This window comes from Billgrantia ethanolica (assembly GCF_021404305.1).
GTDB lineage: Bacteria > Pseudomonadota > Gammaproteobacteria > Pseudomonadales > Halomonadaceae > Halomonas > Halomonas ethanolica.
Genome location: NZ_JABFTX010000001.1, coordinates 287,151 through 312,818 on the forward strand (window position 1 = coordinate 287,151; position 25,668 = coordinate 312,818).

Below are 25,668 nucleotides of genomic sequence, written 5' to 3' on the forward strand. Positions count from 1 at the left end.
TCGTACCGAGTCGATGACCAACGAAAATGGCCCGCGCAGTTGCGCGGGCCATTTCATTGCGGTGTGGGCCGTTCAGCCCTGGTTGCCTTTCTGCCCCTCTTGCTCGCGCTTACGAATCTCACGCGGGTCGTTGTGGGCGCGGCGACGGCGGCGCTGAGCGGCCTGAGGCTGCTCGCTTTCGGCCTGCTGAGGAGCGTCTGTTTTTGGCTCCTCGGCTTTGGCCTGCTCCGGCTTCGCTTCCGGCTTCAGCTCCTGGGCCTCAGGGGCTTTGGCTTCAGGGGCTTTGGCCTCAGGTGCTTTGGCTTCAGGTGCTGGGGCCTTCACCGGCTCGGCAGGTTTCTCCACCGGCTTGGGCGTCTCGGCCTTGGCCTGCTCAGGCTTGCTTTCTGGCTTGGCTTCCGGCTTCGGCTCCTGGGCTTCAGGTGCTTTGGCTTCAGGTGCTTTGGCTTCAGGTGCTGGGGCCTTCACCGCCTCGGCGGGCTTCTCCGCCGGCTGGTCGCTCGGCTTGGGCGCATCCGCCTTGGGTGCTTCTGACTTGGGCGCCTGGGCTTTCTGTTCCTGGGCGCCCGGTGCTTTGGGTTCAGGTGCTTTGGCTTCAGGTGCTGGGGCCTTCACCGCCTCGGCGGGCTTCTCCGCCGGCTGGTCGCTCGGCTTGGGCGCATCCGCCTTGGGGGCTTCTGCCTTGGGCGCCTGGGTTTCAGGTGCTTTGGCTTCAGCTGCTTTGGCTTCAGATGCCTGGGCCTTCACCGCCTCGACGGGTTTCTCCGCCGGCTGCTCGCTTGGCTTGGGCGCTTCTGCCTTGGGCGCCTGAGCGTTCTGCTCCTGGGTGTCAGGAGATTTGGCTTCAGGTGCCTTGGCTTCAGGGGCCTGGGCCTTCACCGCCTCGGCGGGTTTCTCCGTCGGCTGCTCGCTCGGCTTGGGAGCATCCGCCTTGGGCGCCTGGGCGTTCTGCTCCTGGGTGTCAGGAGATTTGGCTTCAGGTGCCTGGGCCTTCACCGCCTCGGTGGGCTTCTCCGCCGGTTTGGGCGCATCCGCCTTGGCCTGCTCCGCACCGGCTTCATCCTTCTGCTCGGGCGCCTCGGCCTGCAGACGCTTCTGCTCGGCTTCGGCCTGAGGATTGATGGCGTGCTGGCGCGAGCGGTTGCGCGGGTTGTTGCGCGTGCGCTTGGGCTTGCCGTCGTCGACCGGCTCTGCAGCCTGCTCGACCGGCTTCTCCTGGGGTTCCGCCTTCTGCCTGCGGGAGGCGTCGTCACGGCCACGCGGCTTGCCTTGGCGTGCTTCGTCGGTCTGCGGCTTGTCGCTGCGCGCCTGACCGCGGCCGCGTCCGCCACGGCCTTCGCCGCGACCTTCACCGCGGCCGGTAGCGCTGTCCTGGCGAGCGTCCTGGCGGCCTTCGGCGCGGGCGCTCTCACCACCGCCAGCTTGCTGGCGGGATTGCCCGCGCTGGCCGCGAGGCTCCTCCTGGCCTTCGCTGCGTGAACGGCGACGCTGACGGCCGTTGCGCTCGCCACGCTCGTCATCGCCACTGCGGGCGGGTGGCGGCGGGGGAGGCGTCGGCTTGCGCGACTCCGTCGTCGTGGCAGTATCGCTTTCGGCACCGCCGAGCAGCTTGCTGACACCCTTGAGCAGGCGGCCGAGCACACCGGCAGCGGGCGCAGCAGCAGGTGCGGCGGCAGGAGCGGCAGATGGTTTCGCAGCCGGTTCCTGTTGCAGCGAGGCCGGCGCCGGCTCGTTGTGGATCACCGTCTTGACGGCTGCCTCGGAGCGGGCAATCGGCTTGGCGATGCTCATGTCCGGCTCCTTGCCGATGTCTGTCTCGACGGACAGCTCGAAGCTGGACTTGTCCTGCTCGCCTTCCTCTTCGACATGGTCGTCGCGCAGACGCTGCACGTCGTAGTGCGGGGTGTCCATATCGGGGTTGGGCAGTACCAGCACCCGGACGCCCTGACGTTTCTCGATGTCCGAGAGGACGGCGCGCTTCTCGTTGAGCAGGTAGGTGGCGACAGGTACCGGCAGAATGGCGCGAATCTGGGCGCTGCGCTCCTTCATCGCCTCTTCCTCGATCAGGCGCATGATCGAGAGCGACAGCGAGCGCACGTCGCGAATGGTGCCCTGGCCGTTGCAGCGCGGGCAGACCACGCCGCTGGTTTCGCCCAGTGACGGCCGCAGGCGCTGGCGTGACATCTCCATCAGGCCGAAGCGCGAGATGCGTCCGATCTGCACCCGAGCGCGATCGAGCTTGAGCGCGTCGCGCATGCGATTCTCGACCTCGCGCTGGTTGCGCGCCGGGCTCATGTCGATGAAGTCGATGACCACCAGGCCGCCGATGTCGCGCAGGCGCAGCTGACGGGCGATCTCGTCGGCTGCTTCCAGGTTGGTCTGCAGCGCGGTTTCTTCGATGTCGCTGCCACGGGTGGCGCGCGCCGAGTTGATGTCGATGGAGACCAGCGCTTCGGTATGGTCGATGACGATGGAGCCGCCGGAGGGCAGCTTCACTTCACGTTCGTAGGCGGTCTCGATCTGCGATTCAATCTGGAAGCGCGAGAACAGCGGAACCTCATCGGCGTAGAGCTTGATCTTCTGCTGATAGGAAGGCATGACCTGGCGGATGAAGGTCAGCGCCTCCTGATGCACTTCGGGGCTGTCGATCAGCACCTCGCCGATGTCCTGGCGCAGGTAGTCGCGCATGGCGCGGATGATGACGTTCGACTCGCGATAGATCAGGAAGGGAGCGGGGCGTTTGCCGGCCTCCTCGGTGATCGACTCCCACACCTGGACCAGGTAGTCGAGGTCCCACTGCAGCTCCTCGGAGCTGCGGCCGATGCCGGCGGTGCGCACGATCACGCCCATCTTTTCCGGCACGGTGAGCTGGCCCATGGCCTCCTTGAGCTGGGTGCGCTCGTCGCCTTCGATGCGACGCGAAATGCCGCCGGCGCGGGGATTGTTGGGCATCAGAACGAGAAAACGGCCGGCCAGGCTGATGAAGGTGGTCAGCGCCGCGCCCTTGTTGCCGCGTTCCTCCTTGTCGACCTGGACGATGACTTCCTGACCTTCCTTGAGAACTTCCTTGATGCTGGGGCGCCCCGAAGTATCCTTCAGGAAGTATTCGCGGGAGATTTCCTTGAGAGGGAGGAAGCCGTGGCGATCGGCGCCAAAGTCGACGAAGGCGGCTTCGAGAGAGGGTTCTACGCGGGTGATCTTGCCGCGGTAGATGTTGGCTTTCTTTTGCTCCCGGGCACCGGATTCGATGTCCAGGTCGTACAGGCGTTGTCCATCGACCAGCGCAACACGCAGCTCTTCCGGCTGGGTTGCATTGATGAGCATCCGTTTCATGTTGTCTCGCAATCTGGACGCGCCGGGGGGCATCGAAGAAGGCGAACCTCTGGGTGCTGCGTGCTTGTGCTCAGCGCATGTCGCGGATGCACAGTGGCGCCCGATCGTACCGGCACCCGTAAAGGGGCCCAGCACGAGATGATCATGTTGAGTACGCGGCGGAGGCAGGACATGTCTCGGTGGGGCTACTCCCATCCGGCCCTGCGGTCACCGCCAGACACCTGGCATTCATCGATTCGCCAACGCCGGCCACCGGCACGATGTTGAACGATTCCCGTGGCCACCGCTCGCCTGTGACTGATGCGAGCTGGGATCCGGGCGTGGCGTCATTACTTGTCTTCTAGTACTGCAAATTCATGCGTCTATCACTCGTCGGCGGCGGGACCCGAATAAAGGGTCGTCGCGGCCCGATTTCGTCGCTCCGGCCTGCGTGTCTGTCGTGCAGGCGCCATGGGACCGAAGGGATCCATCCGAGCGAGCTGGCAATATAGCAGTAATGGCAATTCGCAGCAATTGGCGCAGCGCATCGCCGAGTACGTTAGAATGCTGGCTCACAACGGATTTTCAGCAGGAGTGTCATGACCGAAGGTCGCGACGTACAGTGGGTGGAAGTGGGCGAAGGGCAGTCGGGCCAGCGGGTCGACAACTTTCTGATAACGCGCCTGAAAGGCGTGCCGCGAACCTTGGTATACCGCATCGTGCGCAAGGGCGAGGTGCGGGTCAACAAGAAGCGGGTCAAGGCCGACTACCGCCTGCAGCCGGGTGATGTGGTACGCATCCCGCCGCTGAGGCTGGCCCCGCGCGAGGCGGTCAAGCAGGTCAGCGAGGGCCTGCGCAACCTGCTGGCCGGCAGCGTGCTGGTGGAAGGGCCGGGCTGGCTGGTGCTCAACAAGCCGGCCGGTCTTCCCGTGCACGGCGGCAGTGGCGTCAAGATCGGTCTGATCGAGGCCCTGCGTCAGGTGCGCGAGGATCTCGACTTTCTCGAGCTGGTGCACCGCCTCGATCGCGACACCTCCGGCTGCCTGCTGCTAGCCAAGTCGCGGCCGGCGCTGCTGGCGCTCAACGAGGCGCTCAAGGGTCACAAGATGGACAAGCGCTACCTGGCGCTGGTGGCGGGGCGTTGGCCCTCCCGGCGTGAGTTCGTCAGCGCCCGGCTCGATCGCTACGATGCCGGCAACGGCGAGCGCCGGGTACGGGTGGATGCGGCGGGCAAGGTCGCGCGCACCCGCTTCGCCGTGCGAGAGACGTTTCCCAGGGCGACCCTGATCGAAGCCGAGCCGGTCACCGGGCGTACTCATCAGATTCGCGTGCATGCCGCGCATGCAGGCTTCCCGCTGCTGGGTGACGACAAGTACGGCTCGCGTGATGGTGAGGCGCTGGCGCGGCAGTTGGGCCTGTCGCGTCTGTTTTTGCATGCCGAGTCGCTGACCTTCCCCGAGCCCAGCAGCGGACGGCCGGTGCAGATTCGTGCGCCCCTGCCCGAAGAGCTCGAGGCCGTGCTGTCCCGCGCTCGCGAGTCCCGTTGAGCACGTCCTCATCGATATCTGAAGCGGAGTTGTCATGCGCTACCGACTGGTGATCTTCGACTGGGACGGAACCCTGATGGATTCCGCTGCCCGAATCGTTTCCAGCATGCAGGCGGCGGCCCGCGATGCCGGTTGGGGCCACCTCGAGGCGGCGGCGGTACGCGATATCATCGGCCTGGGGCTTCCCGAGGCCATCGATCGCCTGTGCCCGGGGATCGATGCCGAGCGCTTCCAGCTTCTGCGTAGCCGTTACGTGCACTATTTCGTCGAGGCCGATGGTACACCGATGACCTTCTTTGACGGCGTCGAATCCGGCATAGCCGCGCTGCGCGAGCGGCAAGAACGGCGGCTGGCCGTGGCCACCGGCAAGAGCCGGCGAGGGCTCGATCGGGTCTTTCGCGAAAGCGACAGCGGCCGTTGGTTCCACGCCAGTCGCACGGCGGACGAGACCCGCTCCAAGCCACACCCGCAAATGCTCGAGGAGCTGCTGGTGGAGCTGGGTACGCCCGTGGAGGAGGCCGTGATGGTGGGGGACACCGAGTACGACCTGGAGATGGCGCGCGCCCTGGGCATGGATCGGGTCGCCGTCACCTGGGGGGTGCATGAGCCGGGACGATTGGCGGCGAGTCGCCCTGTCTATACTGCCGGGACGGTAGGCGAGCTGTTCGACTGGCTGAATCGCGAGTGATGAAAAGGAAGACGAGTCAATGAGCGACGACAAGCGGCATGACGACGACAAGCGCCCGGAGCGGGAAGATCGCTGGACCGAAGGGCCGCAGCTGACCCCCGAGCAGGCACGCGAGGTGCGTCAGGCCAAGAGCGAGAAGCCGGCGCCGCCACCCGAGAGTGCCGAGGTGCTGCGTGAGCGGCAGCGTCTGGCGCAGCAAGAGATGCTTGACCGCTGGATCGGCGGTGTGCTGACGGAGCAGCGTCGTTCGCGGCGCTGGAAACTGTTCTTTCGCTTCTTCTTCGCCGCGTTGATCCTGGCCTCACTGGCGACCAGCTTCTACAGCCTGTTCGGTGCTGGCACCCGGGAGCCCGAGCGACAGCATCTGGGCGTGGTGACCGTGCGCGGGGTGATCGATGGTGAATCCCCGGCGAGCGCCGAGCGCATCATCGAAGGGCTCAACCGTGCCTGGGATGCCGACAATGCCGCCGCAGTGGTGCTGCACATCGACAGCCCGGGAGGCAGTCCGGTGCAGTCCCAGCGTGTCTACCAGGAGATCATGCGGCTGCGCGAAGAGGGCGGCAAACCTATCATCGCGGTAATCGAGGACGTCGGCGCTAGCGGCGCCTACTACATGGCGGCGGCGGCCGATGAGATCATCGCCGCGCCGGCAAGTCTGGTGGGGTCGATCGGTGTCATCTTCGCCAGCTTCGGTTTCGAGGAGGCGATCGACAATCTCGGGATCGAGCGGCGTATCTACGTCAGCGGCGAGAACAAGGGCTTCCTCGATCCGTTCTCGCCGGTGCGGCCGGAGGAGCGCGAGTTCTGGCAGACGGTGATGGATACCACCCATGGTCAGTTCATCGAGGCGGTGCGGCAGGGTCGAGGCGATCGCCTGGTGGAGGACGAGCGGATCTTCAGCGGTCTGATCTGGAGCGGTCAGCAGGCGTATGAGCTGGGTCTCGTCGATGGAATCGGCAGCCTGGACGCTCTGAGTCGCGAGCTGTTCGGCGAGGTGCGCCTGCACGACTACACGCCGCGTCTGGACCCCTTCGAGCGGCTGACCCGACAGTTCGGCCGGGTCGCCGCCGAGTGGATGGGCGTGCCCTCCAGTCGTTCGCCGGTGCGCTACCAACTGCCCTGATCGCCCAGCGGGTCCAGGCCCGCTTCGCGCAGCAGGGCGCACAGGCGAATCAACGGCAGGCCAATGAGGGTGTTGGGGTCGTTGCCCTCGAGTTTTTCGAACAGGGCGATGCCCAGCCCCTCCATGCGAAAGCTGCCGGCGCTGTCCAGCGGTCGCTCGCGCTCCACGTAGCGAGCGATCTCGTCATCGCTAAGGCACCTGAACACCACGTCGTAGCGCTCGTGACAGACCCGGTGGCTCACCCGGCGAGTGTCGACCAGGGCCAGACCGGTGAGAAAGGTGACCCGCTGACCGGAAAAGCGTGCGAGCTGAGCGCACGCCGTGGCTTCGTCGCCAGGCTTGCCGAGAATCTCGGCGCCGAACACGGCGACCTGATCAGAGCCGATGATGAGGTGGTCAGGATACTGCTCGGCCACTCGGCTAGCCTTGGCCAGAGCCAGGCGGTGCACTAGTGCTTGCGGCGTTTCGCCGGGACGTGGTGTTTCGTCGATATCGGGGCTGAGCCAGGCGTAGGGCAGGCCCAGGCGGTCAAGGAGTTGGCGGCGCCAGGGGGAGCCTGAGGCGAGAACGAGGCGTGGCATGGTGTGCTCCTGTGCTGGGTGATGCGAGCCGTTGGCGAGTTCGCAGAGAGAGGTATTGTAACTTGCTGACATGGCGTCTTTGACAGGGGCATGGGGAGTGCCTATCATTGCGCGCCTATGTTGACCTCACGACTTCCCAACAAGGTCGAGCCCTACCGGCTCGCCGCACGTGCCGAAAGCCTCTCGGGGCTGATGGCGCTCGACCAGTTCGAGCGTCTTGCCGCCCAGGTGGGCGAGCAGACGGGCGACTGCCAGGTGTGGCTCGACTTCGGCATCGATGCCCAGGGGCGCCGTGAGATTCGCGGCCGTCTCGAGGCCGAGCTGCAGCTGCCCTGTCGGCGCTGCCTCGAGCCGCTGGCTCAGCGCGTCGAGAGCGAATTCCTGCTGGGAATGGTCTCGAGCGATGCGTTGGCGGCGGAGCTGCCGAGCACCCACGAGCCGGTGCTGGTGGAAAACGAACAGCTGAACCTGCTGGAGGTGGTGGAGGATGAATTGATCCTCAGCTTGCCCCAGGTGGTTTACCACGACGAGGCGCATTGCCGTGTCTCGCGCGACCAGCTGAGCAGCGGCGAGGAGTTCGTGGAGAACGAGCCTGCTCCCGCGAGTCCTTTCGAGGTGCTGCGCCGCCTCAAGGACAAATCCTGATTGTTTATCGTCTCACTTCGGAGTGACACCCATGGCAGTTCAACAGAATCGTAAGACTCGTTCCAAGCGCGGCATGCGTCGTAGCCATGACGCCCTGAGCGCGCCGACCCTGTCTCAGGACAAGGAAACCGGCACCACTCACCTGCGTCACCACGTCTCCCCCGACGGTTTCTACCGCGGTCGCAAGGTCGTCGACGTCTAAGTCGATCCGCCTCGATGACCATCGGCACCTGACCGTGCGGATTGCCATCGATACGATGGGCGGAGATGCAGGTCCTGCCGCTGCCGTACAAGGGGCGGCGGCTGCCGTTCTGGCAAGGCCTGGTTTGCACGCCGATCTGTTCGGACCGGGCGATCGACTGTCAGACGAGCTCGAGAACCTGCCGCGGCACCTTGCCGCGGCCGGTTCGCATCTGTCCGTTCATCATGCACCGAGCCTGATTCGACAGGACCAGCGTCCCACCGACGCGCTTCGGCGCGGCGGCGATACGAGCATGGCGATGATGCTTAAGCACGTGGCCACTCAGGGCGCCGTTGCCGGTGTCAGTGCCGGTAACACCGGGGCGCTGATGGCGCTGGCCAGGCGCGAGCTGGGTACCGTGGCGGACATTCCGCGTCCGGCCATCTGCACTGCCATACCCACTCGCGGCGATGGGCGCTGCTATCTGCTGGACCTGGGAGCCAACGTCGACGTCTCTGCGCAGCGGCTGGTGGACTTCGCACGTATGGGCGAAGTGATGGCTCGTCACGTGGATGGTATCGCCGCCCCGCGCGTGGCGCTGCTCAATGTCGGCAGCGAGGGGACCAAGGGCAGCAACGCGGTACGCGAAGCGGATGCCCTGCTGGCCGAAGTCGGTGCGTTGAACTATATCGGCTTTGTCGAGGGCGACGGTATCTTCGCCGGCTCGGCCGATGTGGTGGTATGCGATGGTTTCGTCGGCAATGCGGTGCTCAAGGCCAGCGAAGGCCTGGCGCGCATGCTGATCGAACGAGTACAGGCGACCTTCGACTCGCACTGGAGCAGTCGCCTGGTCGGAATGCTGGCGAGGCCGGCGTTGCGTCGGCTGAAGAGTGAGCTGGATCCGGTGCGTTACAATGGCGCCAGCCTGCTGGGCCTGGATGGCATTGTGATCAAGAGCCATGGCAGTGCCGATGCCACCGGCTTTTCCTATGCTGTGCTGCGGGCCGCGCAGGAGGTCAGTCGAGACCTGCCCGCCCGACTCGCTCACGAGTTGGGCGGTCGCAACTGACAGCAATCAACAAATGGTGAACGACATGACTCAACCCCTTGCCCTCGTCTTTCCCGGGCAAGGCTCCCAGCAGGTAGGCATGCTGCGGGAGCTGGCCGAGCGCTACAGCGTGGTGCGGACGACCTTCGAGGAGGCCGCCGACGCGCTGGGCTATGACTTGTGGAAGGTGGTCCAGGAGGGGCCGGATGAGGCGCTCAATGCCACGGCATGCACCCAGCCTGCACTGCTGACGGCCAGCGTTGCCATCTGGCGTGTCTGGCAGGAGCTGGAGGGGCCTCGTCCTGGTGCCATGGCCGGCCACAGCCTGGGTGAATACAGCGCCATGGTCTGCGCCGGTGTGATGAGCTTCGCCGACGGTGTGCGCCTGGTGCGCCTGCGTGGTGAAGCGATGCAGGAGGCAGTGCCGGCCGGGCGGGGGGCGATGGCCGCCATTCTCGGCCTCGACGATGCCATCGTTGAAACCGCCTGTGCCGAAGCGGCGCAAAATGAGGTGGTGTCGGCGGTGAACTACAATTCCCCGGGGCAGGTGGTGATCGCCGGTAACAAGGCGGCCGTCGAACGCGCCATTGTCCTGTGTCAGGAGGCGGGCGCCAAGCGTGCCATGCCGCTGCCGGTTTCCGTGCCTTCGCACTGCGATCTGATGCGCCCGGCGGCGGAACGTCTCAAGGCGGCCATGGCCGAGCTCGACATGCGTGCGCCGCGCTACACCGTCTATCAAAACGTCGACGCCCAGGCGCATGCCGATGTCGAGACCCTGCGCACGCGTCTTGTCGAGCAGCTCTATCAGCCGGTGCGCTGGACGTCCTGCGTCGAGGCGATGGTGGCGGGGGGCGCCGAGGTCTTCATCGAGTGCGGTCCGGGCAAGGTGCTCACCGGGCTGGGCAAGCGCATCGCCAAGAGCAGCAAGGGCCTGGCGGTGAATGATCCCGACAGCCTCGAAGCGGCACTCGGCCTGGCACGCGAGACGCTCGGGCAGTAAGGCTGCGCGAACCGAAGGCCGGCGAAGAAGCGGCCTGAATGACAAGCAGGGGCAGGAGCCCCAGGACCCATCAGCATTCGGAGCGGGAACAGGTTATGACCAGCGAACGCAGAATCGCCCTGGTGACCGGCGCCAGCCGTGGCATCGGTCGCGCCATCGCCCATGAACTCGGCCGTCAGGGGCGCGTGGTGATCGGAACGGCTACCACCGAGTCCGGCGCTGCCAAGATCGACGAGGATCTGCGCGCCCACGGTATCGAAGGTGCCGGCAAAGCCCTGGACGTCACCGACCAGGCCAGTGTCGATGCGCTGGTGAAGGCGATTACCGAGGAGTTCGGTGCGCCCACCATCCTGATCAACAATGCCGGCATCACCCGCGACAATCTGCTGATGCGGATGAAGGAAGAGGAGTGGGACTCGGTTCTCGATACCAACCTCAAGTCGGTCTATCGCGTCACCAAGGCGTGCCTGCGCGGCATGACCAAGGCTCGTTTCGGCCGTATCGTCAGCATCAGCTCGGTGGTGGCGACCATGGGCAATCTCGGTCAGACCAACTATGCTGCCGCCAAGGCGGGCATGGAGGGGTTCACCCGTGCGCTGGCGCGGGAAGTGGCGTCGCGGGCGATCACCGTCAATGCGGTGGCGCCGGGCTTCATTGCCACCGACATGACGAGCGCCCTGCCCGAAGAGCAACATCAAGCGTTGATGACGCAGATTCCTTTGGCCCGCCTGGGCGAGCCCGAGGAAATTGCCGCTGCCGTCGGCTTTCTGACCAGCGAAGGCGCCGGCTACATTACCGGTGAAACGCTGCAGGTCAACGGCGGCATGAACATGCGTTGAAGCTCCTGCCTGTCGGCGGTTGCGCCGACAAGGGGGGGTCTATAAACTACCCGCAGCTTGAGTTTGCGGACCAATGGCTGGTCATCTGAACGGCTAACTTGAACGACTGGAGTACGTATAAAATGAGCACCATCGAAGAGCGCGTGAAGAAGGTTGTGGCCGAGCGCCTGAACGTCAAGGAAGAGGATATCCAGAACAGCTCCTCCTTCACCGAGGACCTTGGCGCTGATTCCCTGGATACCGTAGAGCTGGTCATGGCGCTCGAAGAGGAATTCGATACCGAAATTCCCGATGAGGAAGCCGAGAAGATCACCACCGTTCAGGAAGCCATCGATTACGTCAACGCCCATCAGTAAGGGTGAGCTAGTCGCCGCTTGCTGAGGTGTTGGGCCGTTGCAAGGCCCTGGAAAGCCGTCCTGAGTCCCAGGGCGGCTTTTTGCTTTACGTAAAGGCCGCGCTGCCCAAGCAGGGAGCATGTCCGGTATAATGCGCGCAAAGACGACCTGCGGAAGGGTCGTGTCATCAAGGTTGTCTGGGAGGAATACTGATGGCTCGTAGAGTTGTGGTGACCGGGCTGGGGCTGGTCACGCCGGTGGGCAATACGGTCAAGGAGAGCTGGGCAAACATCCTGGCCGGCAAGAGCGGCATCGCCCCCATCGAGCATTTCGATGCCAGCAGCTTCAATACCCGCTTCGGTGGCTCGGTCAAGAACTTCGACATCAGCCCCTACCTGAATCCCAAGGATGCGCGCAAGATGGACCTGTTCATCCAGTACGGGGTGGCGGCGGGCGCTCAGGCCATCAGCGATGCCGGCCTCGTGTGCTCCGAGGAGAACGCCGAGCGTATCGGCGTGGCCATTGGTTCCGGCATCGGCGGTCTGCCGATGATCGAGCAGAACCACAATGCGCTGAACAAGGGTGGGGCGCGTCGCGTTTCGCCGTTTTTCGTGCCCGGCTCGATCATCAACATGATTTCAGGCAACCTGGCCATCCAGCATGGCTTCAAGGGGCCGAACATCGCCATCACCACGGCCTGTACCACCGGCACCCACAATATCGGCTACAGCGCGCGCACCATTGCCTATGGCGATGCCGACGTGATGATCTGTGGCGGCGCCGAGATGGCCACCACCCCGCTGGGTCTGGGCGGGTTCTCCGCGGCTCGTGCGCTGTCGACCCGCAATGACGACCCGCAGGCCGCCAGCCGTCCCTGGGATCGCGATCGCGATGGCTTCGTGCTCTCCGACGGGGCCGGCATCCTGGTGCTCGAGGAGTACGAGCATGCCAAGGCGCGTGGCGCCCGCATCTACGCCGAGCTCACCGGCTTCGGCATGAGCGACGACGCCTTCCACATGACGGCACCGCCGGAGGATGGCAGCGGGGCAGCGCTCTCCATGCGCAACGCCATCCGCGACGCCGGTATCGACCCCTCGGCGGTCGACTACATCAATGCTCATGGCACCTCGACCCCGGCAGGAGATCTGGCCGAGAGTCGTGCCATCCGTAAAGTGATGGGGGCGGCGGCCGACGGTGTCGCGGTGAGTTCCACCAAGTCGATGATCGGTCATTTGCTGGGCGCGGCCGGTGCCGTCGAGGCGGTATTCTGCATCCTGGCTATCCGCGATCAGGTGGCGCCACCGACGATCAACCTGGACAATCCCCAGGAAGGCTGCGACCTGGATTACGTGCCGCATACGGCACGCGAGCGGAAGATCGATGTGGCGCTGTCGAATTCGTTCGGCTTCGGTGGCACCAACGGCACTCTGGTCTTCTCTCGGCTGCGCTGAGCCGGGGCGTCTTGAGCGAGTGACATGACCCGGCCGCAAGCAGAGGCATGGGTGCCGATCGACGACCGCGGCCTCGCCTATGGCGACGGGGTGTTCGAGACGGTGCTGGTGAGGGACGGGATGCCGCTGCTGTGGCCGCAACACATGCAGCGGCTGGCCGAGGGCTGTCGCCGGCTCGGCATTCCCATGCCTGCGTCCGGCACGCTCGACATGTTGCCGGCCCAGACCGGGCCGGGACTGAAGGTACTCAAGCTGATCGTGACCCGAGGCGGGGGCGGACGTGGCTACCAGACGCCCGCTGCGCCCGAGCCGCGGCTGCTGTGGCAGGCCGCCGATTTCACGCCCCAGCCACGACGCTGGTGGGATGGCGTGAGGGTTCGCCACTGTCGGCTGCAGTTGGGCATGCAGCCGCTGCTTGCCGGAATCAAGCATCTCAACCGGCTCGAGAACGTGATGGCTCGCCGCGAGTGGGACGATGCCGACGTTGCCGAGGGGCTGCTCTGCGACAGCCAGGGCCAACTGGTCGAGGCTACCAGCATGAACCTGTTCTGGTTGCGCCAGGGGCGACTGGAAACGCCGCAATTGAATGCCTGTGGTGTGGCGGGAACGCTGCGCGCGGCCCTGATGGAGGCTCTCCCCATCCAGGAAGTCGCTACGGGGCCGCAAGCGTTGAACGATGCCGAAGCTGTATGGCTCGGCAATTCGGTTCAGGGGCTGTGGCCGGTGGCGCGGTTGGACGACGCCGATGGCAATCCGCTGCGGCAATGGCTTCTCGGTGACGCTCATCGAGGGTTGCAGGGCGAGGCCCATGCACTGCTGGGCTATCCCACCGCTTCCGCGGACTGATCGGGACGAGCCGGCAAGTGCAGAGGTTCATGCCGCGCCCAGGCCCCATTACGTGTATCGAGGCCTGCATCTCGAGGTCTGCGTATCGAGATAGGAATACAAGACGGTAGGTAGTGAGGAAGGCGCATGCTGCGTTTGCTGAAGTTTTTGCTGATTCTGCTGGTGGTGGCGGCCGTAGGTCTCTTTGCCGGCTATCGCTATTGGGAAAGCCGTCTCGAGGCACCCATTGCGGTGGAAGAGGACACGCTCTATGAAGTGCCGCGAGGTGCGGGCTACAACCGCGTAGTGACGGACCTGGCGGCGCGTGGCGTGATCGAGGACGAATGGGCATTTCGTCTGTTGACCCGTTTCGAGCCGGAGGCGATCCCGCGGCTGCGCAGCGGCGAGTACCTGCTCGAACCGGGCATGAGCGGACGCGAGCTGATCGAGCTGCTCGGCAGCGACAGGGTCGTGACCTATCCGCTGACGGTCCCGGAAGGGTGGACCTTCCGTCAGATGCGTACTCGCCTCGATGCCGCTCCCAAGCTCGAGAACCTCACCCAGGGCCTCAGCGACGAGGAGGTCATGGCGCTGCTGGAACGCGAGGGGCGCCACCCCGAGGGCTGGTTCTTCCCCGATACCTACCGCTACCACAAGGGCATGAGCGATCTCGATATCCTGCGCCAGGCGCTTGCGCGCATGGAGCAGGTGCTGGAGGAGGTATGGGATGGGCGCAGCGACGACCTGACCATCGAGTCGCCCTACGAGGCACTGATCATGGCCTCGCTGATCGAGCGTGAAACCGGTGCCCCCGAGGAGCGTCGCGAGATCGCCGGCGTATTCAAGCGGCGTATGCAAACCGGCATGCGGCTGCAGACCGATCCCACGGTGATCTACGGCATGGGCGAGCGCTATGAGGGCCGCATCACCCGTGCGGACCTGCAGGAAGCCACGCCCTACAACACCTACGTGATCAATGGGCTGCCGCCGACGCCCATCGCCATGCCCGGCCGTGCTTCGCTGGAGGCCGCCGTCGACCCGCTGCCCGGCGACACCTACTACTTCGTTTCGCGTGGCGATGGCACCCACCACTTTTCGCGTACGCTGCGTGAACACAACAATGCCGTGAACCGCTATATCCGTAACCGCTGAGCAGCGATTGCGGTATGCAGGGCGGAGCGCGGCAGGCGGCACAGGAGCCCCCAATGCGACAGCGTGGACGTTTCATCACCCTGGAGGGCGGCGAGGGCGTCGGCAAGTCGACCAACCTCGAATGGGTGGCCCAGTGGCTGACGGCCCGTGGCGTCGAGGTCGTGCGCACTCGCGAGCCGGGCGGTACGCCACGGGCCGAGGCCATGCGGGAGCTGCTGCTCTCGCCGCAGGCCGACGAACCTCTCGATGCCGATGCCGAACTGCTGCTGGTGTTCGCCGCCCGCGCCCAGCACCTGGCCCAGCGCATTCGCCCTGCGCTCGAGCGCGGTGCCTGGGTGCTTTGTGACCGCTTCACCGATGCCACCTTTGCCTATCAGGGCGGCGGACGTGGCATCGAGCCGGATCGTATCGCCGAGCTGGAGCGCTTCGTCCAGCGTGGCCTCGAGCCCGATCTGACCCTGCTGCTCGACATGCCAGTCGCCGCTGCGCAGCGGCGCCTGCAAGGGCGTCTGACGGCCAGCGGCGACACTCGCGATCGCTTCGAACAGGAGCAGGCCTCGTTCTTCGAGGCCGTACGCCAAGCCTACCTGGCGCGGGCCGCCGCGGCACCCCAGCGCATGGCAGTGATCGATGCCGATGCGCCCCTCGCCACCGTGCAGGCGCGTCTCTCGGCCTGCCTGGAATCGAGAGTGAGCGCATGGCTGTGAGCGACCCGGCGACATCGCTGCTGCCCTGGCATGCTCCGCTGTGGCAGCAGTTCCTCGCGCTGCATCGCAGTGGGCGGCTGCCCCACGCCATGCTGCTCTCGGGGCCTCGCGGTGTCGGCAAACAGCGCTTCGCCGAGGCGCTGCTCGGCTACCTGCTGTGTGCCTCGCCGGGCGAGACGGCCTGCGGCCAGTGTCATGGGTGTCATATGCTGGCTGCCGGCTATCATCCCGATCTGCTGCGCGTTTCACCGGAGGAGGGCAAGCGGCAGATCCGTATCGATCCGATCCGTGAGGTCAACGCCTTCGTCTCCCAGACGGCCCAGCAGGGCGGCCACCGGGTGATCGTGCTCTCACCGGCGGAGGCGATGAACGTGGCGGCGGCCAATGCGCTGCTCAAGAGCCTGGAGGAGCCGGGCGCGCGCACCCAGTTCCTGCTGCTGGCCGATGTGCCCTCGCGCATGCTCGCCACCATTCGTTCCCGCTGTCAGCACTGGAGCCTGCCGCTGCCCGAGCACGAGCAGAGCATCGAGTGGCTGGCCAAGTCGCTGGGGGGGCGTGATGAAGCCGAATTCTGGCTCCAGGTGGCGGGCGGCTTGCCGCTGCTCGCCGCCGAGCTGGCCACCCCCGACTCCCGCGCGCTGCGCAAGCAGCTGCACGAAACCTTCGATGCCCTGGTGCGCGGCGCCGAGCCGGTGGCGGAGGCCGCCCGTCTCGACCGTCAGTCGCTGGAATCGATACTATGGTACGGTATTGCCTGGCTCGAAGACTTGATTCGGCTGGGTCTGTCGGGGGAGTCGGCGACAGTGCGCAATCCCGATCTCCTTCCGCTCTACCGTCAGGCGGTCAAGAATGCCCGGGTGCAGGACTGGTTCCGGTTGCTGGACTTCGCCCGGGAGCAGCGCCGATTATTAGCGGCGGGCGGCAATCCCAATCCTCAGCTGGTCCTCGAGGCCTGGCTGGTACGCTGGTCGACCCTGCTGCGCTCGTAAAGCAGGTCAACGGGAGAGACTCATGGCACCGCAGAAGGCCCTGTCGCTGACCATTCAGGACGAGCAGACCCTGCTCTCCGCCTACATGCCGCTGCTCGAGCGGGGCGGCATCTTCATTCCGACCCGTGAGCGCTACGAACTGGGCCAGGAAGTCTACCTGCTGCTGACCCTGCCCGGCGAAAGCGAGCGGGTGCCGGTGACTGGCCAGGTCGTGTGGGTGTCGCCCGACGGCGTGGCGGGGCGGCGGGTGCCGGGCATCGGCATCCACTTCAGCCCCGAGGATCAAGTCGTGCGCGACCGTATCGAGACGCTGCTGGCCGGGCAATTGGACAAGGGTTCGTCGAGCTATACGCTTTAGCAGAACCGTCGGACTCGACGGTCAAGTCCGACTGCCGCCTGAGCTCACCGCAAGCGCTACATCTGGCGCCATAGCCAATCGCGCCTGTCATTCACTGGATGAGTTTTACACTGCATGTTCGTCGATTCCCACTGTCATCTGGACCGCCTCGACCCCACTACCCACAGCGGCAACCTTGCCGACGCCTTGGCCGCCGCTCGGGCCCGTGACGTAGGCCAGTTCCTCGCCGTTGCCGTCACGCTGGATGACCTGCCGACCCTCGCCGCGATTGCCCGCGAGCACGACGACGTGGCGATCTCCGCCGGCGTGCATCCGCTGCATCTACTGGAGCGTGAGCCGGAGATCGATACCATCAAGGAGGCCGCGGAGCACTTCGGCGCGGTGGCCATCGGCGAGTGCGGTCTGGACTATCATTATCTCGACAAGACCCCGGAGCGGGTGCCGTCGCGGGAAGTGCAGCGCGAGCGCTTCCGGCGTCAGCTGGTGGCCGCCACCGAACTCGAACTGCCGGTGATCGTGCATACCCGCGACGCCCGCGAGGAGACGCTGGAGCTGATACGCGAGCACAGCGATCCGGCCATCGGCGGGGTGCTGCACTGCTTCACCGAGGATCTCGAGATGGCGCGGGTGGCGGTGCGCCACGGCTTCTACATCTCGCTGTCGGGTATCGTCACCTTCCGCAACGCCGAATCGCTGCGTGAAGTGGCGCGCCGGGTGCCGCTGGACCGACTGCTGATCGAGACCGACAGCCCTTACCTGGCGCCGGTGCCGTATCGCGGCAAGCCCAATGAGCCGGCCTGGGTGGTGGAGGTCGCCGCATGCATTGCCGAGGAGCGGGGTATCAGCGTCGAGGAGGTCGCCATGCAGACCACGGCCAACTTCTACCGCCTGTTCCGCGGTGCGGCGCCCGAGCCCAGCGACGAGACGCGCGATATCCTGGCCCGAGCCGGCCTGGTGTAGCAGGAAGAGGGAGCTTCATGTCGAAGGGGGGCGTATGAACCTGGACCCACTGCTCAATCACGTCGAGCCCGATGGCGCCATTCCCCCGCTGGACCGCTGGCAGCCGGGGCAGGCAGGCGAAATGGACCTGGAGATCGCCGCCGACGGACGCTGGTTCCATGAAGGCAGTGAAATGACGCGGCCGCGCCTGGTGCGACTGCTCTCGACGCTGCTTCGGCGTGAGGAAGACGGCGAATACTACCTGGTCACGCCGGTGGAGAAGCAGCGCATTCGCGTGGTCGACCGCCCCTTCGTGGTGGTGGATGCCGACTACGACGAGACCGCGGGCTGCTGGTGGCTGACCACTCATGCCGGCGATCGCCTGCGGTTGGACGAAGCGCATCGGCTGCGGCTCAGCGCTACTCCCGAGGGCGCCCAGGTGCCCGAAGTGCCGGTGCGCTTCGGGCTCGCGGCGCGCCTTGGGCGCAACGTCTATTACCGTCTGGTGGAAGCTGCCGAACAGCGCCCCAGAAGCGACGGCACCGTCGAGCTCGGCCTGACCAGTGCCGGTAGCTGGCAGCCACTGGGCGAACTGCCCGCCGAGGCCTCGTGAGGTTGACCGCGGAGCAGCGTGCCGTCGTCGAACACGGTGCCGGACACGCCAGGGTGTCGGCGGTGGCGGGTGCCGGCAAGACGACGACGCTGGTCGCTCGCGTACTGCACCTGCTGGCGCGGGGCGTTCCGGCGCAGCGCATCCTGGTGCTGATGTTCAACCGCTCGGCCCGCGAGGACTTCCAGCGCAGGCTGATCGAGATGGCACCCGCCGGGCAGCGGCTGCCCGACGTACGCACCTTCCACTCCCTCGGCCATCGCCTGACCCAGAGCCTGACCCGCTGGGGCGCGCTGGCCCCGCGCCGATTGATTTCCGCCGACTGGCAGGTGGAGCGTCTGCTGCGGCAAGCGACCCTGGAGGTGCTGGAGGATGGTGAGCGGCGCGACATGGCTCTCGAGGGCGATACCCTCGAGGCGCTGGCGCACTTCTGCAGCCTGGTGAAGGCCGAGATGCTGCCCGCAGCCACGCTGCTCGAGCGGCTCGATCTCGAAGAGGGCTGCGAGCACTTCGCCGCGGCGTTCGAGCGCCTCGAGGCGCTGCTCGCCGAGCATGGCCTGATGACCTACTCCGACCTGCTCTACCGTCCGCTGCGGGCGCTGGAAACCGACTCCGCCCTGGTCGGAAGGGTGGAGGGCTATCTCGACCAGGCGATCGTCGACGAGTATCAGGACATCGATCAGGCCCAGTTGCGCCTGTTGGCCCTGCTGGCGGGGCGCAGCGCAGACGTCATGGCCGTGGGCGATGCCAACCAGTGCATCTACGAATGGCGTGGCGCGCATCCCGACACCATGCGCGAGCACTTCAGCGCCACCTTCGGCGCGGCGGCCGACTATCCGCTCTCGACCACCTTCCGTCATGGCCACTCGCTGGCGCTGCTGGCCAACCATGCCATTGCCGCCAACCGGCGACGGCCCGATCAGCTGTGCCTGGCCGCCCCCGGTAATCCGATCACCGAGATTGCCGTCGAGCAGGGCAAGGCAGCGCTGTTGGCGACCCTGAAGCGTTGGCGGCAGGGCGGCAGGGCGCTGAGCGAGGCATGCCTGCTGGTGCGCAGCTGGGCGCTGTCGGTGCCCGTGCAACTGCAGCTGCTGCAGGCCGGCATTCCGTTCCGCCTGGCCCGCGAGGATCGCTTCGTCTTCCGTCTGCCACTGGTGCAGGCGCTGGCGGGCTATCTTCGTCTCTCGCAAATGCCGGCGCTGCTGCACGATCCGGGCCACCTGTTGCGCCTGCTGGAGCAGCCGACCCCCTTCGTTGCCCGCGAACGCCTGGCGGCTCTGGCTCAGCGCCTGGCCCATACGCAGCAGTACCCCGGGCGGGACGACCCCTTGCTGGCCGGACTCAAGCCGATGCAGCGCCGCAACCTGAAGCGGCGCTGGACGCTGCTGTGCGAGCTTCCTCGTCGCGGTGCCTGGCATCCCGCCCGTCTGCTGGCGCATGTGGTCGATGCGCTGGATGCCGAAAAAGTGCTCAAGCGGGCCGCCGCAAGGCGTGAGAAGGGCGAAGAGGATGTGCGCCTGCTCGACGTACTGGTGGAGCAGGCGGGGGAGACTTCGGATATAGAAGCCTTCATCGAACTGCTCGAGCGGCCGGTCGAGAATCGCGACGACGGCATCCTGATCACCACCGTGCACGGCGCCAAGGGGCTCGAGTGGCCGCTGGTCGTGGTGGCCGGCGTCAACGAGGAGGACTTTCCTCACTACAGTCGCGACAACCCCCTGTCGGCGGAGCGGCTGGAAGAGGAGCGGCGGCTGTTCTACGTGGCCGTGACCCGGGCGCGGGAGCAGCTGTTGCTGCTGCACGATAGTGGCGATCATCGCCCCAGCCGTTTCATCGGCGAGACGCAGTGGCAGGAGTGCCGGCAGGTCGCCGCCCGGCTGTCGGCCGAGCAAGAAGCGTCGTCGCCGCTCAGCGTGACGTCGCCCGCTCTGGTGTCGCGCTATCTCGCTGCCCTGGGCTGCGGAGGGATTGAGCTGGTGCCGCGCGCACCAACGTTGGCCGAGCCCACCGCAGACTATGCCGTTCAGCGTTATCGCCCCGGGCTGCGGCTGCGTCACGCGGTGTTCGGTGAGGGCGAGGTCGTGGTCGTGGAGGGCAATCCCGACGATCCGGTAATCGAGGTAAACTTCATTCAGGCCGGCCGGCGTCGGCTGCTGGCGTGTCGCGCTCCCATCGAGATATTGGCCGCCGAGACCGCTACTTCCTAGTTGGCCCAGGGAGCGCTAGCTGGGCCAAGGAGAACATGCATGAAACAGGTACTCATCGCCGCCACCGAGCTGGCGCAAGCGCTGGAAAAGGAAGGAGCGCCGCAGGTATTCGATTGTCGCGCAAGGCTGGGGGATCTCGAAGCCGGTCGCCGCCTGTGGGAGGCAGGCCACGTGCCGGGTAGCCTGCATCTCGATCTCGATCGCGATCTGGCGGCCGAGCCCGGTGCCGGGGGGCGCCACCCCTTGCCGTCTGCCGATGACTTTGCCGCCACCCTGCGCCGCCTGGGTGTGACCCCGCAGCGCCCCATCGTGGTGCTCGACGACATGGGCGGTCAGCTGGCGGCGGCGCGGGCATGGTGGATGCTGGCCATCTGGGCCGGACACCCCGACGTGCGTGTGCTCGACGGTGGGCTGAAGGCCTGGCAGGAGGCGGGCGGTGAGCTGGTGCTTCGCCAGGAGCCGCTGCCCGAGCCGAGCCTGTGGCAGCCAACCTTCAATGACGGCGCGCGTATCGCCGCCGACGAGGTGTTCTCGGGGCGCGAGCTCAAGGTGGATGCCCGCAGCGAGGAGCGTTATCGCGGCGAGGCAGAGCCCATCGATCCGGTCGCCGGACACATTCCGGGAGCGGTGTGCCGTCCCAGTGCCGCCAATCTCGCCGACACCGGCCGCTTCAAGGCGCCCGAGGCGCTGGAGGCCGAGCTGCCGCGGGCCGAGGCGGCCATCGTGGCCTATTGCGGCTCCGGGGTCACGGCCTGCCACAATATCCTTGCCTATGCTGTCGCCGGACGTGCCCTGCCGCGACTCTACGCAGGCTCCTGGAGCGAGTGGGTTCGTGATCCGTCCCGGCCGGTGGCCCGCTCAGGGAGAGGGAACGCTTGAATCCCCCGGCGGCTGGCATGTGCCGTCAGCCGCTGGTTCAATGGAGATGACACAGAATGGAAAGCTGACACAGAAAGGAAATCTAGGGAGAGAACAATATGAACTTTGCGCTCATCGGCGCTGCAGGGTACATCGCGCCTCGCCATATGCAGGCGATCAAGGATACTGGACATGACCTGGTGGCGGCGTACGACATCAACGATTCGGTCGGTATCATCGATTCGATTTCGACCGACTGCTCGTTCTTTACCCAGTTCGAATATTTCCTCGAGCATGCTTGGCGGCTCAAGCGTCAGCGCGACAAGGCAGTCGACTACTGGGTGGTCTGCTCACCCAATCACTTCCATAGCGCACACATCACGGCCGGGCTTCATCTGGACTGTGACGTGATCTGCGAGAAGCCCCTGGTCTCGACCCCGGCCCAGCTCGACGAACTGCGCTGCGTCGAAGAGGAGACCGGGCGTCACATCTACAGCATCATGCAGCTGCGCCACCATCCGGCCATTCACGAACTCAGGGACAAGGTGATCGCCGAGGAGCGCAATGGCCAGTATGAGGTCGAGCTGACCTACATCACTGCACGGGGCCCCTGGTACCTGGCCAGTTGGAAGGGCGATCCGCGCAAGTCGTTCGGTGTGATGTCGGAAATCGGCATCCACTTCTTCGACATGCTGCACGTGATCTTCGGCGAGCTGAAGCGCATGGTGCTGCACTACCATGACGAGCACAAGGCCGCCGGCTATCTCGAATACGAGAAGGCCAAGGTGCGCTGGTTCCTCTCCATCGACGCCGAGGATCTGCCCGAACGCGTGCGTGGCCAGCACTCCACCTACCGCAGCATCAGCTGTGACGGCGAGGAGTTCGAGTTCTCCAGCGGCTTCACCGACCTGCACACCGTGAGTTACCGCGAGATCCTCTCCGGCCGCGGCTTCGGCATCGAGACCGTCCGGCACTGCCTGGAGACTGTCTATCAGCTGGGCCAGGCGACTCCGGAGGCACCAAGCGAAGGCGAGGCCCATCCCCAGCTTTCCCGTATCGTCCCGGCCCGTGCGGCCGGTGCTGCGGCACAGGGGTGAGGGGCTGCCTGTGAATTTCATCGATCTTGCCGCGCAGCAGGCGCGCATCAAACCTCGACTGGATGCTGCCATTCAGAGCGTACTGGCGCATGGCCGCTACGTCATGGGGCCGGAGGTGGTCGAGCTGGAGCGTCGCCTGGCCGACTATGTCGGCGTGTCCCACTGCATCGGCTGTGCCAACGGCACCGATGCGCTGCAGATCGCTCTGATGGCACTCGATATCGGAGCGGGGGACGAAGTGATCGTACCCGGCTTCACCTTCATCGCCAGCGCCGAGAGCGTGGTGCTGGCCGGCGCCAGGCCGGTCTTCGTCGATATCGATCCCCACACCTACCTGATCGATCCCGAGGCTGTCGAGGCGGCGATCACCCCGCGCACCCGTGCCATCATGCCGGTCTCGATGTTCGGCCAGTGCGCCGACATGGAAGCCATCGGGGCGCTGGCCCGTCAGCATGGCCTGGCGGTGGTGGAGGATGCTGCGCAGAGCTTCGGCGCCACCCGTCACGGACGACGCTCCTGCGGGCTGTCGCATATTGCCTGCACCAGCTTTTTCCCCAGCAAACCGCTGGGCGCCTACGGCGACGGCGGTGCGGTGTTCACCGACGACGTCGAGCTGGCCGAGCAGGTGCGCCTCGTTGCCCGTCATGGCGAAGCGCGCCGTTATCATCACACCCGGGTTGGCATGAACAGTCGCCTGGATACCCTCCAGGCTGCCATCCTGCTGGCCAAGCTCGAGCTGTTCGACGAGGAGGTGACGCTCCGACAGCAGGTGGCCGAGCGCTACGCTGCGTTGCTGGCCGAGTCCGCCGTCGTCAACGCGCCTTGCTTGGCGACCGGCAACACCAGCGTGCATGCGCAGTACAGCATTCGCGTACCGCGGCGTGACGACGTCCAGGCGAAGCTTGCTGACGCCGGGATCCCCACCGCGGTGCACTATCCTCTGCCGCTCAACCACCAGCCCGCCGTGGCCGATCCCGACTGCAGCTTGCCGGTCACCGAGACGGTGTGTCAGGAGGTTCTGAGCCTGCCGATGCATCCCTACCTCGAGGCGGAACAGCAGCGGCAGGTGGTCGAGGTGCTGGTGAAAGTGCTGGGTTGAAGAGATTTGACAGGTAAAGTCATAAAGAAAAGGGCGTGCCGTGTGGCACGCCCTTCTCGTCGGCTGCAGCTCAGTAGTGGAGCCGTCAGTTACATGTTGGGATAGTTGGGACCACCGCCGCCCTCCGGCGCCACCCATCTGATGTTCTGCGCAGGATCCTTGATGTCGCAGGTCTTGCAGTGCACGCAGTTCTGGAAGTTGATCTGGAAACGCGGCTCGCCGTCGTCGTCCTCGACCACTTCGTAGACCCCAGCCGGGCAGTAGCGCTGAGCCGGCTCGGCGTACTTGGGCAGGTTCTCGCGAATGGGGAGCTCCGGGTCCAGCAGCTGCAGATGGCTCGGCTGATCCTCCTCGTGGTTGGTGTTGGACAGGAACACCGAGGAGAGCTTGTCGAAGGAGAGCTTGCCGTCGGGTTTGGGGTAGTCGATCTTGTCGAACTCGGCGGCCGGCTTGAGAGCGGCATGATCCGGAGTGGTGTCGTGCAGATTGGGCAGCTTGCCACCCAGCAGCTGATTGACGAAGTTGTAGGCGCCGCCGCCCACGGTGCCGTACTTGTGGATCGCCGGACCGAAGCTGGCGGTTTCCTTGAGCTCGGCGTAGGCCCAGCTCGCTTCCCACTTCTCGTTGAAGGCGGTCAGCTCCCGGCCGCCCTCATCGCCGGCGGCGATCGCTTCGAACACCGCTTCGGCGGCCACCAGGCCGGATTTCATCGCCGTGTGCAGACCCTTGATCTTGGCGAAGTTGAGCGTGCCGGCGTCGCAGCCGATCAACAGTCCGCCGGGGAAGGTCATCTTCGGCAGACAGTTGAGGCCGCCCTTGGTGATGGCCCGCGCGCCGTAGGCCACGCGCTTGCCGCCCTCCAGGTGCTTGGCCAGTACCGGATGGTGCTTCATGCGCTGGAACTCGTCGAACGGCGAGAGCCAGGGGTTGCGGTAGGAGAGGTCCATGATCAGGCCGACCACCACCTGATTATTCTCGGCGTGATAGAGGAACCAGCCGCCGTGGGTGTCCTTGGCCAACGGCCAGCCTGAACCATGCAGGACCAATCCCGGTTCGTGCTGCTCGGCGGGGATGTCCCACAGCTCCTTGAGACCGATGCCGTAATGCTGAGGGTCCTTGCCTGCGTCGAGCTTGAAGCGCGAGATCAGGCCCTTGCCCAGATGGCCGCGTGCGCCTTCGGCAAACAGGGTGTACTTGGCGCGCAGCTCCATTCCCGGTGTATAGCTGTCCTTGGGGGTGCCGTCGGCGGCCACGCCCATGTCGCCGATGAGGATGCCGCGTACCGTGCCGTCCTCGTCGTGCAGCACTTCCTGGGCGGCGAAGCCGGGGAACACCTCGACGCCCAGCCCTTCGGCCTGCTCGGCCAGCCAGCGGCAAAGGTTGCCGGCGCTGATCACGTAGCGCTTCATGTCGCCGCCGGTGTTGTGCATGCTCTTGGGTACCAGGGCATTGGGCAGCTTTTGCGCCTTTTCGGCATCCTTGAGCAGGTAGACCTCATCGCGGGTGGCGGGGGTGGTCAGCGGGGCGCCACGCTCTTCCCAGTCGGGGAACAGCTCGGCCAGCGCGCGGGGCTCGAACACGGCGCCCGAGAGAATGTGGGCGCCTACCTCGGAGCCCTTTTCCACCACGCAGACGGTCAGCTCCTGACCGGCTTCGCCCGCCTGCTGCATCAGACGGCAGGCGGCCGACAGCCCGGAAGGGCCGGCGCCGACGATCACCACGTCGAAATCCATCGAATCGCGTTCTACTTGCTCAGACATGCCAGTCGCTCCTCCCTCGGCTTCGGCGTCGGAGCGGATGTGCCACCAACGTCGAAGGAAAATAAAACGGTCGTTTGCTTCTCGATATTCTTCATGATAGGCATAATAAACGACTCAGGACACCCCTACGATGCCAATGTGCTACGTTCCACGCTTCGGTCCGTTGCAAGGGGATTGTTGCCAAAGCCCAGGCTATGGCACATTGGCAGGGTTTTTTGATTCGGCACCTATCAAACGCTTGCATGAAACGGCATGCTGTGGAATGCGCGTAGGCCTGCTGACAGAATCGCGGAGTCGTTGATCTTCCCGGCACGCCA

The 25,668-nt window shown here is 65.6% G+C and carries 24 protein-coding genes; 21 read left to right on the forward strand and 3 right to left on the reverse strand.

Annotated features, from left to right (window positions below; all coding sequences use genetic code 11):
• Window positions 1-72: 72 nt before the first annotated feature.
• Window positions 73-3,333: a ribonuclease E gene (gene rne / locus HOP53_RS01320; RefSeq protein WP_234268327.1), complete on the reverse strand. Its 3,261-nt coding sequence runs from the start codon at window positions 3,331-3,333 to the stop codon at window positions 73-75.
• Between the two features lie 578 nt (window positions 3,334-3,911).
• Here rne and HOP53_RS01325 point away from each other — a divergent pair.
• Genes HOP53_RS01325 through sppA form a run of 3 tightly spaced genes read left to right on the forward strand, consistent with a single transcriptional unit; the run spans window position 3,912 to window position 6,670 of the window.
• Entirely contained in the window at window positions 3,912-4,859 is a 948-nt protein-coding gene (locus tag HOP53_RS01325; RefSeq protein WP_234268329.1) for an RluA family pseudouridine synthase, read from the forward strand.
• Between the two features lie 34 nt (window positions 4,860-4,893).
• Entirely contained in the window at window positions 4,894-5,547 is a 654-nt protein-coding gene (locus tag HOP53_RS01330; RefSeq protein WP_234268331.1) for an HAD family hydrolase, read from the forward strand.
• Between the two features lie 19 nt (window positions 5,548-5,566).
• Window positions 5,567-6,670 carry a signal peptide peptidase SppA gene (gene sppA / locus HOP53_RS01335; protein WP_234268336.1) on the forward strand — a complete coding sequence of 368 codons (1,104 nt, stop codon included), beginning with the start codon at window positions 5,567-5,569 and terminating at the stop codon, window positions 6,668-6,670.
• Here the strand turns inward: sppA and HOP53_RS01340 are convergent.
• Entirely contained in the window at window positions 6,655-7,251 is a 597-nt protein-coding gene (locus HOP53_RS01340) for a Maf family protein (RefSeq protein WP_234268337.1), read from the reverse strand. The genes sppA and HOP53_RS01340 overlap by 16 nt on opposite strands.
• 117 nt (window positions 7,252-7,368) lie before the next feature.
• Between HOP53_RS01340 and HOP53_RS01345 the strand changes: the two genes are divergently transcribed.
• From HOP53_RS01345 to HOP53_RS01430, 18 genes are all read left to right on the forward strand, one after another.
• On the forward strand, window positions 7,369-7,896 hold the full coding sequence (locus tag HOP53_RS01345; RefSeq protein ID WP_234268338.1) for a YceD family protein: 528 nt from the start codon (window positions 7,369-7,371) through the stop codon (window positions 7,894-7,896).
• Window positions 7,897-7,927: 31 nt separating this feature from the next.
• Window positions 7,928-8,098: a 50S ribosomal protein L32 gene (gene rpmF, locus HOP53_RS01350; RefSeq protein WP_010627954.1), complete on the forward strand. Its 171-nt coding sequence runs from the start codon at window positions 7,928-7,930 to the stop codon at window positions 8,096-8,098.
• A gap of 34 nt (window positions 8,099-8,132) precedes the next feature.
• Window positions 8,133-9,146: a phosphate acyltransferase PlsX gene (gene plsX / locus HOP53_RS01355; protein ID WP_234268339.1), complete on the forward strand. Its 1,014-nt coding sequence runs from the start codon at window positions 8,133-8,135 to the stop codon at window positions 9,144-9,146.
• 25 nt (window positions 9,147-9,171) lie between these two features.
• Window positions 9,172-10,125, forward strand: coding sequence for an ACP S-malonyltransferase (fabD, locus tag HOP53_RS01360; protein ID WP_234268340.1), 954 nt, complete (start codon window positions 9,172-9,174; stop codon window positions 10,123-10,125).
• 95 nt (window positions 10,126-10,220) lie between these two features.
• A complete protein-coding gene (gene fabG / locus HOP53_RS01365; RefSeq protein ID WP_234268341.1) occupies window positions 10,221-10,964 on the forward strand; it encodes a 3-oxoacyl-ACP reductase FabG in 744 nt (247 codons plus the stop codon).
• A 122-nt stretch (window positions 10,965-11,086) separates the two neighbouring features.
• Window positions 11,087-11,320 carry an acyl carrier protein gene (gene acpP, locus HOP53_RS01370; RefSeq protein WP_008956801.1) on the forward strand — a complete coding sequence of 78 codons (234 nt, stop codon included), beginning with the start codon at window positions 11,087-11,089 and terminating at the stop codon, window positions 11,318-11,320.
• Between the two features lie 188 nt (window positions 11,321-11,508).
• Window positions 11,509-12,750, forward strand: coding sequence for a beta-ketoacyl-ACP synthase II (gene fabF, locus HOP53_RS01375; RefSeq protein WP_422677599.1), 1,242 nt, complete (start codon window positions 11,509-11,511; stop codon window positions 12,748-12,750).
• Between the two features lie 24 nt (window positions 12,751-12,774).
• Window positions 12,775-13,596 (forward strand): aminodeoxychorismate lyase, encoded by an 822-nt coding sequence (pabC, locus tag HOP53_RS01380; protein WP_234268347.1) that lies wholly within the window; start codon window positions 12,775-12,777, stop codon window positions 13,594-13,596.
• A 126-nt stretch (window positions 13,597-13,722) separates the two neighbouring features.
• Entirely contained in the window at window positions 13,723-14,727 is a 1,005-nt protein-coding gene (gene mltG, locus HOP53_RS01385; RefSeq protein ID WP_234268349.1) for an endolytic transglycosylase MltG, read from the forward strand.
• Between the two features lie 53 nt (window positions 14,728-14,780).
• Window positions 14,781-15,434 (forward strand): dTMP kinase, encoded by a 654-nt coding sequence (gene tmk, locus HOP53_RS01390; protein ID WP_234268350.1) that lies wholly within the window; start codon window positions 14,781-14,783, stop codon window positions 15,432-15,434.
• Window positions 15,425-16,423, forward strand: coding sequence for a DNA polymerase III subunit delta' (locus tag HOP53_RS01395; protein WP_010627962.1), 999 nt, complete (start codon window positions 15,425-15,427; stop codon window positions 16,421-16,423). Before tmk ends, HOP53_RS01395 begins: the two co-directional genes overlap by 10 nt.
• A gap of 22 nt (window positions 16,424-16,445) precedes the next feature.
• Window positions 16,446-16,781: a PilZ domain-containing protein gene (locus tag HOP53_RS01400; protein WP_234268351.1), complete on the forward strand. Its 336-nt coding sequence runs from the start codon at window positions 16,446-16,448 to the stop codon at window positions 16,779-16,781.
• Window positions 16,782-16,895: 114 nt separating this feature from the next.
• A complete protein-coding gene (locus HOP53_RS01405; protein ID WP_234268352.1) occupies window positions 16,896-17,741 on the forward strand; it encodes a TatD family hydrolase in 846 nt (281 codons plus the stop codon).
• A gap of 34 nt (window positions 17,742-17,775) precedes the next feature.
• Window positions 17,776-18,333 carry a DUF1285 domain-containing protein gene (locus HOP53_RS01410; protein WP_234268353.1) on the forward strand — a complete coding sequence of 186 codons (558 nt, stop codon included), beginning with the start codon at window positions 17,776-17,778 and terminating at the stop codon, window positions 18,331-18,333.
• Window positions 18,330-20,537, forward strand: coding sequence for an ATP-dependent helicase (locus HOP53_RS01415; protein WP_234268354.1), 2,208 nt, complete (start codon window positions 18,330-18,332; stop codon window positions 20,535-20,537). Before HOP53_RS01410 ends, HOP53_RS01415 begins: the two co-directional genes overlap by 4 nt.
• A 39-nt stretch (window positions 20,538-20,576) precedes the next feature.
• Window positions 20,577-21,416 (forward strand): sulfurtransferase, encoded by an 840-nt coding sequence (locus tag HOP53_RS01420; RefSeq protein ID WP_234268355.1) that lies wholly within the window; start codon window positions 20,577-20,579, stop codon window positions 21,414-21,416.
• Window positions 21,417-21,514: 98 nt separating this feature from the next.
• Window positions 21,515-22,492: a Gfo/Idh/MocA family oxidoreductase gene (locus HOP53_RS01425; protein WP_234268356.1), complete on the forward strand. Its 978-nt coding sequence runs from the start codon at window positions 21,515-21,517 to the stop codon at window positions 22,490-22,492.
• A 10-nt stretch (window positions 22,493-22,502) separates the two neighbouring features.
• The gene (locus HOP53_RS01430) at window positions 22,503-23,591 is read left to right on the forward strand and encodes a DegT/DnrJ/EryC1/StrS family aminotransferase (RefSeq protein ID WP_234268357.1); all 1,089 of its coding nucleotides are present in this window, start codon (window positions 22,503-22,505) and stop codon (window positions 23,589-23,591) included.
• Between the two features lie 89 nt (window positions 23,592-23,680).
• On the opposite strand, the gene HOP53_RS01435 is transcribed toward HOP53_RS01430, so the two are convergent.
• Window positions 23,681-25,351, reverse strand: coding sequence for an electron transfer flavoprotein-ubiquinone oxidoreductase (locus HOP53_RS01435; RefSeq protein ID WP_234268358.1), 1,671 nt, complete (start codon window positions 25,349-25,351; stop codon window positions 23,681-23,683).
• Window positions 25,352-25,668: the final 317 nt, after the last annotated feature.

Coding starts and splice junctions, on each gene's coding strand:
- mltG (WP_234268349.1), top strand. CDS start 13,723: ATGCTGCGTTTGCTGAAGTTTTTGCTGATTCTGCTGGTGGTGGCGGCC.
- HOP53_RS01410 (WP_234268353.1), top strand. CDS start 17,776: ATGAACCTGGACCCACTGCTCAATCACGTCGAGCCCGATGGCGCCATT.
- pabC (WP_234268347.1), top strand. CDS start 12,775: ATGACCCGGCCGCAAGCAGAGGCATGGGTGCCGATCGACGACCGCGGC.
- HOP53_RS01405 (WP_234268352.1), top strand. CDS start 16,896: ATGTTCGTCGATTCCCACTGTCATCTGGACCGCCTCGACCCCACTACC.
- sppA (WP_234268336.1), top strand. CDS start 5,567: ATGAGCGACGACAAGCGGCATGACGACGACAAGCGCCCGGAGCGGGAA.
- HOP53_RS01345 (WP_234268338.1), top strand. CDS start 7,369: ATGTTGACCTCACGACTTCCCAACAAGGTCGAGCCCTACCGGCTCGCC.
- HOP53_RS01395 (WP_010627962.1), top strand. CDS start 15,425: ATGGCTGTGAGCGACCCGGCGACATCGCTGCTGCCCTGGCATGCTCCG.
- acpP (WP_008956801.1), top strand. CDS start 11,087: ATGAGCACCATCGAAGAGCGCGTGAAGAAGGTTGTGGCCGAGCGCCTG.
- rpmF (WP_010627954.1), top strand. CDS start 7,928: ATGGCAGTTCAACAGAATCGTAAGACTCGTTCCAAGCGCGGCATGCGT.
- fabD (WP_234268340.1), top strand. CDS start 9,172: ATGACTCAACCCCTTGCCCTCGTCTTTCCCGGGCAAGGCTCCCAGCAG.
- HOP53_RS01340 (WP_234268337.1), bottom strand. CDS start 7,251: ATGCCACGCCTCGTTCTCGCCTCAGGCTCCCCCTGGCGCCGCCAACTC.
- HOP53_RS01330 (WP_234268331.1), top strand. CDS start 4,894: ATGCGCTACCGACTGGTGATCTTCGACTGGGACGGAACCCTGATGGAT.
- HOP53_RS01435 (WP_234268358.1), bottom strand. CDS start 25,351: ATGTCTGAGCAAGTAGAACGCGATTCGATGGATTTCGACGTGGTGATC.
- HOP53_RS01425 (WP_234268356.1), top strand. CDS start 21,515: ATGAACTTTGCGCTCATCGGCGCTGCAGGGTACATCGCGCCTCGCCAT.
- fabG (WP_234268341.1), top strand. CDS start 10,221: ATGACCAGCGAACGCAGAATCGCCCTGGTGACCGGCGCCAGCCGTGGC.
- tmk (WP_234268350.1), top strand. CDS start 14,781: ATGCGACAGCGTGGACGTTTCATCACCCTGGAGGGCGGCGAGGGCGTC.
- HOP53_RS01420 (WP_234268355.1), top strand. CDS start 20,577: ATGAAACAGGTACTCATCGCCGCCACCGAGCTGGCGCAAGCGCTGGAA.
- HOP53_RS01400 (WP_234268351.1), top strand. CDS start 16,446: ATGGCACCGCAGAAGGCCCTGTCGCTGACCATTCAGGACGAGCAGACC.
- rne (WP_234268327.1), bottom strand. CDS start 3,333: ATGAAACGGATGCTCATCAATGCAACCCAGCCGGAAGAGCTGCGTGTT.
- HOP53_RS01325 (WP_234268329.1), top strand. CDS start 3,912: ATGACCGAAGGTCGCGACGTACAGTGGGTGGAAGTGGGCGAAGGGCAG.